This is a genomic window from Pedobacter sp. R20-19, assembly GCF_000708265.2.
GTDB lineage: Bacteria > Bacteroidota > Bacteroidia > Sphingobacteriales > Sphingobacteriaceae > Pedobacter.
Window position 1 is genome coordinate 312,914 of sequence record NZ_JCKI01000001.1, and the last position, 15,131, is coordinate 328,044.

Here is a 15,131-nt window from a genome sequence, read left to right on the forward strand (position 1 = left end):
AAAAATAGTAATTTTTTAGCACTTCACCATTTGTGCATTATTGATGGATATCTGCTGTGCAATTTTACTTGCGATATTTCCAAAGATAACATCAAGCAAAGGATTTTGGTTTAGTGCTACTGGTTTCCCGTTATCTCCTGCCTCAGAAATACTTTGAATAATTGGAATTTCGCCTAAAAACGGCACATCAAATCGCTCTGCGAGTTTAGTTCCGCCACCTTTACCGAAGATATAATATTTATTATCAGGTAATTCTTCAGGTGTAAAATAAGACATGTTTTCCACTACACCTAATATTGGAATATTAATCCCGGGCATCTGGAACATGGCAAGCCCTTTATGTGTATCGGCTAATGCAACCTGCTGAGGCGTGGTAACTACAACCGCCCCCGATATAGGGAAACTTTGTGTAATGGTAATGTGAATATCTCCGGTACCGGGAGGAAGATCTACAATTAAATAATCGAGTTCTCCCCAATTGGTATCATTAAAAAGTTGTTTTACAGCATTTGAAGCCATTGGCCCTCGCCAAGGCACTGGCTGACCAGGATCTGCGAAAAACCCAAGGGATAAAACCTTAATGCCATATTTCTCAATAGGAATGATTTTTGTTTTTCCATCTGCCATTTCTTCAGCACCTGGTTTGGCATCAACTAAATCAAACATGGTTGGTACTGAGGGGCCATAAATATCAGCATCAATTAACCCCACCTTGGCACCATCTTTAGCCAATACCACAGCCAGATTACTGGATACCGTAGATTTACCCACACCCCCTTTGCCTGATGAAACCAAAATAATATTTTTGATGTTATCCAGTGAAGATGAATTTACAGGCTGAGTGACTCTTGAAGTAACATTAATACTGATTTCAGCGGTGGCTGAAACGAAGTGTTTAATGGCGTTGGTACATGCGTTTTTAAGCATTTCCTTCATCGGGCAGGCCGGTGTAGTAAGCTCTAACGTAAAACTTATATGCTGATCAGTAATTTTTAAATCCTTAATCATGTTTAAGGTGACCAAATCTTTTTTAAGATCAGGATCTTCTACATTCTTAAGTGCATCTAAAACTTGTTGCGGGGTAATTTGCATTGTATTAATTTAAATTCAAAATTAACAAAACATCGCTACATATACTTTTATTTAGGCTTTTAAACTGTAATTTTAACACGAAATAAACATTTAATTGTTACGTTTAAGCAATTAACCATTTTTACGACTATATGCAAATACCAAAAATCAAGATCCCCAAAAAATATTTAAAAATCGGAGCCTGGGTTTTAGGTGTTTTTTTAATTGTTTGTATTTCTTTAGGAGCTGTTGCCTATTCGAAACGAGAGGCCTTGTTAAAGAAAATGGTGGCTAAGGCAATAGCGAAGGCAGATAAAGATTACGGACTGGAAGTGAAGATCGGCTCTGCCGGATTTACAGGTTTGAGCACCGTAAAAATGACCGCTATTTCTGTAGTTCCAAAAGAACGGGATACCCTTTCCAACATTGGAGAATTGAGCATTGGTGTGAAGTTATTTCCACTAATCTTTGGAAATGTTAAACTATCTGAGGTAGAAATGAGAGATGGCTTTGTTAGTGTTGTCTTGAAAGATTCTACGACAAACATCGATTTTATTTTAAAAAGGAAGAAAAAGGATAGCACAGAAAATAAAGGAAAATCAAATCTGGCAGAAATTGCCAACAACATCCTTAATCAGGTTTTATATAAAATTCCTGATGACATGGATGTGAAAAATATGGTTTTTAAGTTTAATGATCATGATACAGCGAAACTTAGTTTTGCAACGGTTGCTGTAATTGATGGTGGTGACTTAAAATCGACCATTAACGTTAACAATGGAGAATCTACCTGGCATATTGATGGCTATGTAAATCCGGGCAGCAAAGAATTAAGCTTCACGGCCTATGCAGATGGAAAAAAACTTGAATTGCCTTATCTCAATAATAAGCTTCATGCCAAGCTAAGTTTTGATACCCTGCAAACAGAGCTAAAAAATGCAAAATACAGTGGCAGTGATTACAAAATATCTGGTTCATGGTCTGTTAAAAATATGCTAATTAACCAGCCTAGAATTGCCTCCAATGATATTATTGTTCAAAGTGCAAAATTAGATGCTGATATTTTGGTAGGCCCGAACTACATCGCCTTAGATAGCAGTTCTACAGCTTATTTAAGAAATGCAGAAATACATCCTTTTATTAAATATACCTTAGGAAAAAATAAAATTTACGAACTCAAACTCAATGCTCCCGAACAGGATGCACAATCTGTTCTGAATGCTTTTCCTCAAGGTTTATTTGAATCTCTGGAAGGTTTAAAGGTTCAGGGAAAGGTAAAATACAACCTTAATTTTTATCTGGACACTAAAATACCGGATAGCGTTCGCTTTAATTCAACATTAACCCCTGTTGATTTTAAAATTACGAAGTGGGGCAAAACAGATCTGCAAAAAATTAATAGCCCATTTGTTTACACACCTTATGAATATGGTAAACCCATGCGTGATATCACCATCGGCCCAGCTAACCATAACTTTACACCATTAAATCAGATTTCAAAAAACTTTATCAATGCTGTGCTAACTGCAGAAGATCCATCCTTCTTTACCCATAATGGTTTTGTTGAAGAATCAATCCGAAAATCAATTGCCGTAAATTATAAGGAAAAGAAATTTAAACGGGGCGGAAGTACCATCAGCATGCAGTTGGTTAAAAACGTTTACCTCAGTCGCCAGAAAACATTGGCCCGGAAAGCTGAAGAAATTCTCATTGTATGGCTTATCGAACATAATCACCTGGTGAGCAAGAACAGAATGCTGGAAGTTTATTTCAACATCATGGAACTTGGAAAAAACATTTACGGCATTGGCGAAGCATCAAGATATTACTTTGGCAAGCAACCTGCTGATTTAACTATTGGCGACGGATTATTTTTAGCCAGTATTGTTCCAAAACCTAAAGCAGCAATGTACAAGTTTATGGCTGGCGGTGGCCTGAAACCTTATATGTTTAACTATTTTAGATTTATGGGAAACATTATGGCCAGACGAGGTTTAACACCTGCTGATACTTCTGGTTATGGATTTTATAATGTTCGCTTAAGAGAAGGTTTACGTCAGTACCTGGCACCAGACACTTCCGCCGTGGATACCTCAGCATTTGATGGCGATGATGATGAAGGAATGCCACCTGTAATTATGCAGGATAATAATAAAAACCTTTTCGATCGTATTTTTGGCGGGCGTAAGAATGACACCTCAAGTGTTAAAACTGCTGACACTACAAAAACAAAAAAACAATTGAGACAGGAGCGGAGAGAACAGCGAAGACGAGAAAAAGAGCTGGAAAAAGGACTTTAAAAGTTTTCAGCTAAGAAATGAATCGTCCAACATTACATTAAACATTACAAAAAAAGAATGCACAAAATACAGGTAGAGGATAAAGAATTTGAGATCTTTTTAGAGAATGATACCATTAATAAAAGAATCCGATTAATGGGCATTCAAATGAATGTGGATTATGAAAACAAATGTCCGTTATTTATCGGTGTACTAAACGGGAGTTTCTTATTCATGGCCGATCTCATCAAAGAAGTTAATATCCCATGTGAGGTGGCATTTATGCGTGTGGCATCTTATGAAGGTACTTCCAGTTCTGGTCAGGTAAAAGAATTAATTGGCTTACCAGCTAATATTAAAGACAGAGATATCATTATAGTTGAAGATATTGTAGATACGGGATTAACACTCACACATATTCTAAAAACCATCAAGGAGAAAAATCCAGCATCAGTTAAAGTTGCATCTCTTTTACTCAAACCAACAGCCTTAAAATATGAAATTGAGGATCTGGCTTATATTGGGTTTGAAATTCCAAATGAATTTGTTGTAGGTTATGGATTAGATTATAATGGCTTGGGAAGAAACCTGATAGATATCTACAGAGCAACTGAGGCATAATTTTTAAATGGGATTAATTTATTTTTTGCACCTTTGCCCAATAATTTTAACACCATGACCATACATAAGGAAGGTTATACCACAATAGCCATAACCATTTTACTCATTTTCGTGATCAATGCCGTTGTTGATTATAAATACTACGACATCACTTGGTTGAGATGGTTTATCTATATTTTCTCAGCAGCATTATTTCTGATTGTGCTTCAGTTTTTTCGCAACCCAAGCCGGAGTTTTTCTAATGGCGAAAATCTGGTTATTTGCCCTGCAGATGGAAAAGTTGTAGTAATTGAAGAGACAGAAGAAGGTGAATATTTCAAAGATAAAAGATTACAGGTGTCGATTTTTATGTCTCCCGTAAACGTGCATATTAACCGAAATCCTATTTCAGGTGTGGTTAAGTTTTTTAAATACCATCCAGGTAAATATTTAGCCGCCTGGAACCCTAAATCTTCAACAGAAAATGAACGCACCACTACTGTGGTTGAACATAAAAATGGTACTTCTGTTTTGTTCCGCCAAATTGCAGGCGCTTTGGCCCGTAGAATTGTTTGGTATGTAAAAGAAGGAGATCAGGTTGTACAGACGGAGCAATTTGGTTTTATTAAATTTGGATCGAGAGTGGATGTTTTCTTACCCGTTGGAACCAAAGTGAATGTTGAACTTAACCAGGTAGTAAAAGGTGGTATTACCACGCTTGCGACACTAAGTTAAGACATATAATAGCTATAAAGAAAGCCGATTTAGTTTATGCTAAGTCGGCTTTCTTATTTATTTAAATATCTGAGCGGTGGTTTATATCTCTTTAGGATATTCTATATAATAAATTTTAGTCGTCATTAGCGTTTAATGCAGTTATTGTTTACAGAGTCTTAATACACGAACTATGAACGGTCGTCCTCCTGAACTTATTTCTCAGGATTTATCTAACTCCAAACTTTCAAAAAGATCATCCCAAAAGTAATTTTCAGATTGAATTAGCTTAATCTTCCATTCCCGTTTCCAGTTCTTCAACTGTTTTCTCTAGGCCAATCTCTTCTGTTATAATCGAAAACTATTCATAGTATATGTTTATTACAACCGTATTTAGCCGTAAAAGAGTAAGGATATTTCTTTTCGTGGTTCTCGATAATTTAATTGTAGAGGTCTGAAGTGACACCAATGTATAGAACAGTGTTGTTAAAGTTCGTTAAAACGTACACACAGCCACCTCTTTCCATATTTTGTTTTCATTGAAGATATGGATTTGTTATGATTTGTCAAATGATTAATAAGGTCCTGAATCAAGTTCAGGATGACCTGGTAGCTATAGCGATTGTTTATAGACAGTGCTTAATGCGGTAGCTATAGTGATCATTGCCTGAATGCATTTCAGAGTCTATTTTACAGAAAAGATGCTGAAATAAATTCAGCATGAGGATCGCCCTAAGCGAATTAGTTAAATTAATAAATCGACTCGAGGTTTATAAGCAATTTAATCTACAGCGTCATTACCAACTTCCTTTTCTACCTCAGGAGCAATTGGGCGATCACTAATTAGACGCTGGGTAGGGTATGCAAAATCAGATTTGTTGTTGATTACGATATCCATAATCACCAAGTTAATTTCTTGCCGTATTTTAAGGAAATCACTATAAGTTAGTACGGTTACAAAATAATTTACTTCTATATTTAAACCAGAATCGCCAAAACTTTTAAATGATGCATTGCCATCATCACTGGTACCATTGTGGTTGTTGATATAACTTTCAATTTCCGTAATAATTTTTCTTAATGACTCTGAAGTGGTTTCATAGGTGAGACCGATAATAAAAGAGACCTTACGGGAATTTCTAAGCGAAAGGTTTTCCAAAACACCATCAATCATCCCTCGGTTAGGGATAGTTGCCATTGTACGTTCAGATGTGCGAATTCTGGTACTTCTGAAGCCAACTTTCTCTACCGTTCCTTCTACACCGTCCACTTTAACCAAATCGCCAACTACGAAAGGTTTATCCAGAAAAATGGTAAACGATCCGATCAGGTTTTCCAGACTCTCTTTTGCAGCCAGTGCAATAGCAATACCGCCAATTCCTAAACCAGTAATAAGTGTTAACACATTGACTTCAAAAACGAAACCTAAAAGGGTAAAAAAACCAATAAAGATAACTAGCGTTTTGAACAATTCTTTGAGGAAAGGAACCAATTGATCATCTGATTTATTGCTGGTTAATGATGCTTTGAATAATAATACGTGGCTAATAAAATCGATAATTCTTAAAATAATCCAGAATATGGAGAGAATAATCAGAAAAAGAAAAATCCGGTCAATACAATCACCTAAACTTACCGGTACAGCTATTTTAACTTTTCCCACCAGCTTTCTGTAATGAAATATGGCCACTTCAAGCGGGTGCTTTAATTGGTTAATAGCGAGGTACATAGTGGTTAACTGAATCAGCAATGAAATGGGTTTGATCAGTAACGCTACAAAAGCATCATCATGAGATTGCTGTGAAAAATTTTTGAAGAGCATAAATAAAAGCTTACTTAAAAGCTTTGAAATAATTCTTTTTAGGATAATCCCGAAGAAAAGGATTGCACCAAAAAGGCAATAGGCTTTTACCGTATTACCCCAAAATACCTGATCGAAAAATGCTGCATCTAACATATCCACAAATTTAATCCTTATAAAGGTTATTCATCTCTGTTAATTCTAACCTGATAGTTAAAATACTTTAAACAAAAAAACCTCCACGAAATGAATCGTGGAGGCTATATCTTATAATAAAGAATATTATTTTCTCAAAGATTTGATACGAGCAGCTTTACCAGTTAAAGCACGTAAGTAGAATAATTTCGCTCTACGAACTTTACCATAGCTATTCACTTCAACTTTCTCAATGTTTGGAGAGTTAAAAGGGAAAATACGCTCAACACCAACACCGTTGCTGATTTTACGAACGGTGAAAGTTTCGTTAGCACCTGCACTGTTACGTTGGATTACAACACCTTGGTAAATTTGAACACGTTCTTTATTACCTTCGCGAATTTTATAGTGTACGCTCACTGTATCGCCAGACTTGAACGCAGGAAAATCTTTTTTCGCGATGGCCTGCTCTTCAACAAATTTTACTAAATCCATGATTTTAAGCTATTAAATCGATATTTCAACCCGTGAAATTCGGATTGCAATATTAGGGATTTTTTTTCAATTAAAAAAACTAATTTTATTTTTTCCACAATCTTTTAGAATTCCACATTAAGCCTGTGTAAACTCTTCTATTCCAAAAGGTCAGGACGGCGTAGCCTGGTTCGTTCCAGTGCCTGTTCATGCCGCCATTCATTCACTTTTGCCTCATGTCCGCTTAATAAAACATCCGGCACTTTATAGCCCCGCCAATCTGCCGGTCGGGTATAAACCGGAGCATCTAAAAGCTCCCCCTGAAAACTATCGGATAGGGCAGATGTTTCATCATTTAAAACACCAGGAATTAAACGAACAACAGCATCTACAACAATAGCAGCCGGTAATTCTCCGCCGCTTAACACATAATCTCCAACAGATATCTCCCGGGTTACAAAAATATCCCGAATGCGTTGATCTATCCCCTTATAATGACCACAAAGAATAATGATGTTCGTTTTAATGGATAGTTCGTTAGCAGTGCTCTGATTGAGCGTTACGCCATCCGGACTCATGAAGATAATCTCATCATATTGCCTTTCGGCCTGAAGCTTCTCAATACAGGCCGCAAAAGGTTCAATACTCATTACCATTCCACTTCCACCTCCATATTGATAATCATCTACACTCTTTTGTTTGCTGGTAGAATAATCCCGTAAATTATGCACAACAATTTCAGCAATGCCTTTTTTTTGGGCCCGCTGTAAAATGGAATGAGCAAAAGGACTTTCTAATAGTGCAGGCAGCACCGTTATAATATCGAAACGCATGGCGCAAATATAAAGTTTTGAATTGGGAGTTTTCAGCTGGGGCAAACTAAACCGTCCATTGATCATGAATCACAGCAACAATGTAATAAGCATCTCCTTGCTTTTTAAACACAAAACGCAGGCTTTTCCAATCCAGGCCTTTGTACTTTTCGTCAGTACCTTTAAAATAATATTCTGTAAAATGAAGCTGTGGGTAACTTTCTTTTAAATTATTAATGGTATTACCCCGACCTATAAATTCATCGTAGCTTTTTTCATCGGCGTTTAAATAATCTGCATCATAAATAAACTTCTCTAAATAAGGCTTAACCTTCATTTTAATAGCCATCCCGCTATTATCAAAGTGGCCCCAGGTAAGAGTCCAGTTTTTATCAATGGCTTCTAAAAAATCTTTTGCCAATACATGTTTATGTGTTTGATCTATAAAGCCATAAGGCGAAAAACGGACTCCATCAACTGGATGGAAATGGGAGGCAAATGACTTATAATCTTTTATTTTTAAAGCCTTTAAAATGCCTAAAGCTACCGTTTCTATTGTATCTCTTTGAGTTTTTACCTGCCTTAGTTTTGCTGCTTTGGTTTGATTGTCAGGTTGCTTACTTTGATTGCAACTGACCAACACAAATGCTATAGCGATAATAAATAAACGTTTCATAAATACTAAACGATCAAGAAAAAAAACTGATAATTATGAACCTTATGTTGCCAGATAAACATCCAGCAAACCCTCAGGTAAATCCAGTGTCAGGATTTTTTCTTCATCATCAATTTCAACAATAAAATCTTCATTTAATGGGAAAAGAATTTCAGTTTCCTGATACATCACTGTTGCCACAAATTGCTGTGGATATTCATTTACTTCTAAAATTTCGCCCAGTTTACCCATTGTTTCATCAATGGCCATGAAGCCCTTCAGGTCTGTATAGAAAAATTCACTTTCATCACGCTCAGGCTTTTGGCTCAATGGCAAGTACAATTTCTTCTTCAATAAAGGCTGGGCCTTATCAATATGATCAACATCATCAAAATTAAAATAGCCGGTTTTATTTGCCTGTAATTTTGATTCTGCAACAAAGTAGGGCACAAGTTTGCCATTCATATCGGCAAAAACAATATCAAATTCAAGTTGCTCGTATTCATCAAACTCGAAAAATACTTGCACTTCACCTTTTAAACCTCTTGTTTTTGTAACGTAACCTACGTAAAATGCTTCTTCGTGTTTCATATTACCCCAAACCCCTAAAGGGGCTTAATTATGGCCGTCATCCTGAATTTATTTCAGGATCTTAATAAACAAATGCTGAAATAAGTTCAGCATGACGAACGTGTAAAAAATTGCTTAAATAAAAATAGCGTTCCGAATTTCGGAACGCTATTTTTTGAAACAAAATAATTAAAATTATTCTGCTCCTTCTTCTTTAGTAGTTTCTGCTGCAGGTGCTTCTTCAGTAGCTTCAGCTTCAGCAGCTGGTGCTTCTTCTTCAACAACCTCTTCTGCAACTGGTGCATTTTTAGCTGCAATTGCTGCTGCTCTGTCTTCTTTTTTCTTAGCTTCTGCTGCTAATGCTGCTTTACGCACATCTGCTTTAGAAGTAGCTAAACCTTCTGTTTTACCAGAGATTTTACCAGCTTTAGCATCAACCCAAGCAGTGAATTTTTCGTCAGCTTGTTCTTGTGTTAAAGCACCTTTTTTAACACCACCTTCTAAGTGTTTTTTGTATAAAACACCTTTGTAAGATAGGATAGCACGAGCTGTATCAGTTGGTTGTGCACCACTGTTTACCCAAGCTAAAGTTTTTTCGAAGTTAATTTCGATAGTAGCAGGATTGGTGTTTGGGTTATAAGAACCTAAACGCTCAATGAATTTACCATCACGTGGAGAGCGAGAATCTGCTACCACAACGTGGAAAAAAGGCTTTCCTTTTTTACCGAATCTTTGCAATCTGATTTTAGTTGCCATTTCTTTTCGTATTTATGTATTCAACATAGTTCCCGGAGCTACATACTGCGGGGCTGCAAAGATAACTAAAATACTGTAAATTAAAAACATAGTTTAATATCTTTATTTTCAGGAGATTTGGCTCAAAATATTTGCACATACGATATGGAAAAAATTGCGATTGACATGGATGAAGTAATTGCTGATGCTGTTGGCAAATTCATTAAACTATATAACCGGGATTATAATGTTCCACTGGATTTGAAAATCGATGCCGGAAACGAAATTTTCCATCATGTTCCTCAAGAGGTGAATCAAAAATGGTTTGAATATATTAATGAGCCTGGTTTTTTTCGTGATTTAGAAGTAATTGCAGATAGCCAGCGTGTGATTAAAGCATTGCAGGAAAAATACGATGTTTATATTGTTTCCGCAGCCATGGAATTTAGAAATTCTCTGGTAGATAAGTACGACTGGCTGGCAGAACATTTTCCATTTATTGATTGGCAACACATCATGTTCTGCGGAAATAAAATTGTGAGTACAGATATCATCATTGATGACCGCACTAAAAACTTTGTTAATTTTCCCGGCCGGCCTTTATTATTTACCTCGCCACATAATTTATTGGTTACTGAATATGAAAGGGTAAACACCTGGGAGGAAGTGGCAGGCTTACTTCTTTAATATAAAATCTTGCGGTAACTAAATAGGTAGAAATCAGTTAAGATAAAATCTGATTTAAAATACATGTAACATTTTACCGGTAAAATATTCTAATATTAAAAAAATCAAGCTATGTTAGTAACCACAACGCCTACGGTTGAGGGCAGAAAAATTATTAAATATATTGGTCTAGTTACAGGCGAAACAATCATTGGCGCAAATATTTTTAAAGATTTGTTTGCAGGTATTACAGATATTGTTGGAGGAAGATCAAGCTCTTATGAGCGGGTTTTGCGTGAAGGAAAAGATACTGCCGTGAATGAAATGCAACAATATGCTGCTGCTTTAGGCGCAAATGCTATTGTGGGTGTAGATTTAGATTATGAAACGGTGGGCAGTGGCGGAAGTATGTTAATGGTAAGTGCCAATGGTACAGCTGTTATTTTAGAAGATTAAGAAATTGCTTATAGCGAAACTAAGCAAAAACAGAAAGTCTTTCCGGTGCGGGAAAGACTTTTCTTTTTTAGCATGATCTGATTCTTAAAAAGATAAGATATCAATTAGTTTTAACCACTTCGAACTTACTTTTTCTGCATCAATATGTTTAATGGCATGATCAAAAGGTGTAAACACAATCTCCCTGTTCATTTGCCCAACCATTACACTTCTTTCCCCGCTTATTAAACCCTCTACTGCAGCAACCCCTAACTGGCTTGCCAATACACGATCCATACAGGTTGGCTTTCCTCCACGTTGAATATGCCCTAAAACGGAAACTTTCGTGTCGTAATGAGGGTATTTTGTCTGCAAAATTTCACCTACTTTAAATGCACCTCCATTTTCATCGCCTTCTGCAACAATAATAATTTTGGACGCTTTATCTTTTCGGCTATGTTCTAATTTATGTAAAATATCATCGGCATTCATATTGGCTTCAGGAATCATAATGGCCTCCGCACCCACACCAATGCCACTTCTTAATGCAATTAAACCCGAATCTCTGCCCATCACTTCTACAATGAAAAGTCTATCGTGAGATTCTGCCGTATCTCTGATGCGGTCTACAGCATCAATTACGGTATTGATTGCCGAATCGTAACCAATAGTAAAATCTGTTCCGGCTAAATCATTATCAATTGTTCCAGGTAAGCCAACGATTGGAAAATCAAATTCTTTCGCAAATACATTTGCACCAGTAAATGTTCCATCTCCACCAATCACAACTAAAGCATCAATGCCTCTTTCTTTCAGGTTTTGATAAGCTACCCTTCTTCCTTCCACTGTTCTGAAAGACTCACTTCTCGCTGTTTTTAAAATGGTTCCGCCACGTTGTATAATGTTTGCGACAGATTTTCTATCCATAGGAATAAAATCATTATTGATTAATCCTTCATACCCACGAATAAATCCGGTTACTTCTATGTCGTAATAAATGGAGGCCCTTATTACGGCTCTGATTGCGGCATTCATGCCTGGCGAATCTCCGCCAGAGGTTAAAACACCAATGTTCTTTATCTTACTCATTTGTTTTTTTCTGGAAAGCTGCCTTTCCGTTATCTAAAAATTTAATGTAGTTTTCAGGCTCATAATCAGCTCCTTGTGGCGGTACAAGAATATTTCCGTCTCCATCAACAATTACATACTGTGGTTGAGAATTGCTGTTAAATGTTGCCGCCTGAAAATCACTCCACTTTTTCCCGATTGTATTTATCTTCTTTTTGCTGAATGTAGAAATATAATGTTCCTCTACTGGTAGTTCTGTCTTGTCATCAACAACTAACTCAGCCATTACGAAATCATTCTTTAATCTTTTCGCAACTTCTGCATTTGACCAGACATTATTTTCCATTTTTCTGCAATTTACACAATTCCAGCCCGTAAAATCAATTAAAACTGGTTTACCGAGTTCTTTAGATGCCTGTTTTGCTTGTTCAAAATCATAATAAGGGTCAAATCCCTTGGGTGTTAGACGATGAAACAACTCTGCGTATTTTTTTTCTTTTATAGATGTTTTAGCACTTGAAACGGGTGGTGCGGCTGTTAAATTATTTAAATCAAAATCCTGGGTTGCTGTAGGAGGTAAAAAAGCACTGATGGATTTTAATGGGGCCCCCCACATTCCTGGCACTAAATAAACTACCCAGGCAAATACTAAGATGGCTAGAAATGTACGTGGAACAGATAGATAGGGTAAGTCACTATCATGAGAGAATTTAATTTTACCTAATAAATATATTCCCATTAAAGTGAATATTGCAATCCATATCGCCAGGAAAACTTCTCTATCCAACAAATTCCAATGATAAGCCAAATCTACGTTAGATAAAAATTTAAAAGCAAAAGCCAACTCAATAAAACCAAGTACAACTTTAACACTGTTTAACCAGCCGCCAGATTTTGGCAATGATTTTAACAATGAAGGAAACAAGGCAAACAAAGCAAATGGAATTGCTAAAGCGAATGAAAACCCAAACATACCAACTGCCGGGCCTAATCTATCGCCTTTTGATGCTGCATCTACCAATAGGGTACCTATTAGAGGTCCGGTACAAGAAAATGAAACCAAAGCCAAACTAAAGGCCATGAAAAATATACCCATTAATCCGCCTTTATCAGATTTTGCATCAATTTTATTTACAAATGCACTTGGTAAAGTAATTTCAAACGCACCTAGAAAAGATGCACCAAAAACAACTAGCATTAAAAAGAAAAAGGCATTAAAAATACCGTTAGTAGAAAGTGCATTAAGTGCATCAGAACCAAAGGCTATGGTAACCAACATCCCCAGAGCCACGTATATTACAATAATTGATAAGCCATAGATTATAGCCTGACCAACAGCTTTGCTTTTGCTCCCTGCTTTTTTAGTGAAAAAACTTACAGTTAAGGGAAGCATTGGGAAGATACAAGGCATTAAAATCGCCGCAAAACCAAATAATAATCCTTTAATAAAAGTTTGCCAAAGTGTTAGTTTTTCCTGATCAACAGCTTTTTTAAGTGGCACGGTCGCCTTAACCGTATCCTTTTTAATAGAATCTTTAACAATTTCATTGGCTGCACTATCCTGTGCGGATCCAACTTCAGTGAATACCATATCATCAGGTGGAGCTGAAGCTGTGGTATCCTGGATAGCCAAAGCATAACTTTTAACGGCTGGCAAGGCTAAAAACATTGCAGCCATTAATAACAATAATAAAACCTTTTTCATTTGTGTGTTTCGTGTGTGTTTGAAGCCGTGAAATTAAGCATTATTTTATAAATGATTAATCTTTAAAGGAATAAGACACCTAGATTTTACTTTAAAAAGAAACAGTCCCGATTTTGTCGGGACTGTTATAAATATTTTGTAATCAATTACTTAACCGGGATGCTAAATTCGATCTCTTCCGGAGGAAGGCATTGCCTGTCATTACAAACCATAAACTCTACCTTACCCTTAGCTGTTGTGGCTGCTTTATTTAATTTTATCTTCTGCTGAAAAATTACTGTTTTCTCAAAATAGCTCACATTCATTTTAAAGGTATCTTCATATTTTGTGATGGCCTTTGGTTCTGAGGTTTTTCCTACCAAAGAAAAATCTTTAGATGGAGAAAAGGTAAAGGTAGTTTTAACTGGTCCGCCATCTTTCACATTTTGAGAGTAAATATGCCATCTATCTTCAATAGTTGCCTTTAAATAAAGAATAGCTTCTGTTTTGCTAACCTTCTTGGCCGCATAAGACCAGGTTACGGGTTTTTCAATTTGAGCAAACGCTCCTGCAATGGTAAATAATACCAGAGATAGCGCTAGAGTGATTTTTTTCATTGTGTGTTTATTTTGTGTGTATAAATTCTATTTCTTTAAAATTGAAGGCTCGAAGTCCATGATCTGTATGCATCACCAAACGACCACCGTCTTCTACTCCTGTAATGGTTCCTTCAAAAACCTTTCCATGATCTAGGTAGGATGCCCTAATATTAAAATTGTATAATCGTTTTAGGTAATTTTTCTGTAAAATATCATACCCTCCAGATTTTAAGATCAGGTAATATTTTTCTATAAAGATGGAAATTTTCTCTAAAATGTATATCAAATCAGTTTCCTTTTGTAAAATCTGTATGAGCGAGGTTGCCCTATTGCTAATTTGATCAGGAAAGTTTAGCTGATTAATATTCAAACCAATGCCAATAACAGAAGATTTAAATGCACTCCCTGTCAGTGTGTTTTCAATAAGAATCCCACCCATTTTTTTATTCAAATAATAGATATCATTAGGCCACTTAATCTTTATGTACCCTGCAATAAATGCATCTAAAACATCACTAACGGCTAAACTAACGGCAATATTTAAATAAAATTGTTTCTGCAAAGGCAAGAAAGAAGGTTTAAGGTAGATACTCATGCTGATATTTTTACCCGCTTCAGTTTGCCAGACACTTTGCTGTTGTCCTCTTCCTGAAAACTGATTATCTGCCATAATAACAGTACCCTCGGCTAATGGCTCGGATTTTGACACTAAATCCTTTAAAAAGTTATTAGTAGAATCAACCTCTTTTAATTTGATTAAATTTTGACCAACAAATAGTGTCGAAAAAGTGTTATTTTGCAAGTGTTGAATTTATAATATTGTAATTCCCAAA

General features: G+C 36.2%; 16 protein-coding genes. 5 read left to right on the plus strand and 11 right to left on the minus strand.

The window, feature by feature from the left end; translation table 11 throughout:
- Nucleotides 1-15: 15 nt before the first annotated feature.
- Nucleotides 16-1,092, minus strand: coding sequence for an Mrp/NBP35 family ATP-binding protein (locus AN34_RS01380; protein ID WP_029281507.1), 1,077 nt, complete (start codon nucleotides 1,090-1,092; stop codon nucleotides 16-18).
- 131 nt (nucleotides 1,093-1,223) lie between these two features.
- On the opposite strand from AN34_RS01380, the gene AN34_RS01385 reads away from it, so the two are divergent.
- Genes AN34_RS01385 through AN34_RS01395 form a run of 3 tightly spaced genes read left to right on the plus strand, consistent with a single transcriptional unit; the run spans nucleotide 1,224 to nucleotide 4,685 of the window.
- Nucleotides 1,224-3,371: a transglycosylase domain-containing protein gene (locus AN34_RS01385; protein WP_029281508.1), complete on the plus strand. Its 2,148-nt coding sequence runs from the start codon at nucleotides 1,224-1,226 to the stop codon at nucleotides 3,369-3,371.
- Nucleotides 3,372-3,428: 57 nt separating this feature from the next.
- Complete coding sequence (gene hpt, locus AN34_RS01390) at nucleotides 3,429-3,971, plus strand: hypoxanthine phosphoribosyltransferase (RefSeq protein WP_029281509.1); 543 nt, start codon at nucleotides 3,429-3,431, stop codon at nucleotides 3,969-3,971.
- A gap of 54 nt (nucleotides 3,972-4,025) precedes the next feature.
- Nucleotides 4,026-4,685, plus strand: a complete 660-nt coding sequence (locus AN34_RS01395) for a phosphatidylserine decarboxylase family protein (protein WP_029281510.1) — start codon at nucleotides 4,026-4,028, stop codon at nucleotides 4,683-4,685.
- A 760-nt stretch (nucleotides 4,686-5,445) separates the two neighbouring features.
- On the opposite strand, the gene AN34_RS01400 is transcribed toward AN34_RS01395, so the two are convergent.
- From AN34_RS01400 to AN34_RS01425, 6 genes are all read right to left on the minus strand, one after another.
- A complete protein-coding gene (locus AN34_RS01400) occupies nucleotides 5,446-6,621 on the minus strand; it encodes a mechanosensitive ion channel family protein (protein WP_029281511.1) in 1,176 nt (391 codons plus the stop codon).
- Between the two features lie 126 nt (nucleotides 6,622-6,747).
- Entirely contained in the window at nucleotides 6,748-7,095 is a 348-nt protein-coding gene (gene rplS / locus AN34_RS01405) for a 50S ribosomal protein L19 (RefSeq protein WP_010600018.1), read from the minus strand.
- Nucleotides 7,096-7,232: 137 nt separating this feature from the next.
- Nucleotides 7,233-7,907, minus strand: a complete 675-nt coding sequence (gene trmD, locus AN34_RS01410; RefSeq protein ID WP_029281512.1) for a tRNA (guanosine(37)-N1)-methyltransferase TrmD — start codon at nucleotides 7,905-7,907, stop codon at nucleotides 7,233-7,235.
- Nucleotides 7,908-7,953: 46 nt separating this feature from the next.
- Nucleotides 7,954-8,562: a hypothetical protein gene (locus AN34_RS01415; RefSeq protein ID WP_029281513.1), complete on the minus strand. Its 609-nt coding sequence runs from the start codon at nucleotides 8,560-8,562 to the stop codon at nucleotides 7,954-7,956.
- A gap of 42 nt (nucleotides 8,563-8,604) precedes the next feature.
- Nucleotides 8,605-9,132 carry a ribosome maturation factor RimM gene (gene rimM / locus AN34_RS01420; protein ID WP_029281514.1) on the minus strand — a complete coding sequence of 176 codons (528 nt, stop codon included), beginning with the start codon at nucleotides 9,130-9,132 and terminating at the stop codon, nucleotides 8,605-8,607.
- 174 nt (nucleotides 9,133-9,306) lie between these two features.
- Nucleotides 9,307-9,867: a 30S ribosomal protein S16 gene (locus AN34_RS01425; protein WP_029281515.1), complete on the minus strand. Its 561-nt coding sequence runs from the start codon at nucleotides 9,865-9,867 to the stop codon at nucleotides 9,307-9,309.
- A gap of 144 nt (nucleotides 9,868-10,011) precedes the next feature.
- On the opposite strand from AN34_RS01425, the gene AN34_RS01430 reads away from it, so the two are divergent.
- Both AN34_RS01430 and AN34_RS01435 read left to right on the plus strand, forming a co-directional pair.
- Nucleotides 10,012-10,533: a 5'-3'-deoxyribonucleotidase gene (locus AN34_RS01430; RefSeq protein WP_029281517.1), complete on the plus strand. Its 522-nt coding sequence runs from the start codon at nucleotides 10,012-10,014 to the stop codon at nucleotides 10,531-10,533.
- A 111-nt stretch (nucleotides 10,534-10,644) separates the two neighbouring features.
- Complete coding sequence (locus AN34_RS01435; RefSeq protein ID WP_029281519.1) at nucleotides 10,645-10,968, plus strand: heavy metal-binding domain-containing protein; 324 nt, start codon at nucleotides 10,645-10,647, stop codon at nucleotides 10,966-10,968.
- A gap of 84 nt (nucleotides 10,969-11,052) precedes the next feature.
- Here AN34_RS01435 and pfkA read toward each other — a convergent pair whose 3' ends face one another.
- The 4 genes from pfkA to AN34_RS01455 form a co-directional block, all read right to left on the minus strand.
- Complete coding sequence (gene pfkA, locus AN34_RS01440; protein ID WP_029281520.1) at nucleotides 11,053-12,036, minus strand: 6-phosphofructokinase; 984 nt, start codon at nucleotides 12,034-12,036, stop codon at nucleotides 11,053-11,055.
- On the minus strand, nucleotides 12,029-13,720 hold the full coding sequence (locus tag AN34_RS01445) for a protein-disulfide reductase DsbD (RefSeq protein WP_029281522.1): 1,692 nt from the start codon (nucleotides 13,718-13,720) through the stop codon (nucleotides 12,029-12,031). Before AN34_RS01445 ends, pfkA begins: the two co-directional genes overlap by 8 nt.
- A gap of 146 nt (nucleotides 13,721-13,866) precedes the next feature.
- Nucleotides 13,867-14,316: a protein-disulfide reductase DsbD domain-containing protein gene (locus AN34_RS01450; protein WP_029281526.1), complete on the minus strand. Its 450-nt coding sequence runs from the start codon at nucleotides 14,314-14,316 to the stop codon at nucleotides 13,867-13,869.
- 7 nt (nucleotides 14,317-14,323) lie between these two features.
- Nucleotides 14,324-15,100 carry a biotin--[acetyl-CoA-carboxylase] ligase gene (locus AN34_RS01455; protein ID WP_029281533.1) on the minus strand — a complete coding sequence of 259 codons (777 nt, stop codon included), beginning with the start codon at nucleotides 15,098-15,100 and terminating at the stop codon, nucleotides 14,324-14,326.
- Between the last annotated feature and the right edge of the window lie 31 nt (nucleotides 15,101-15,131).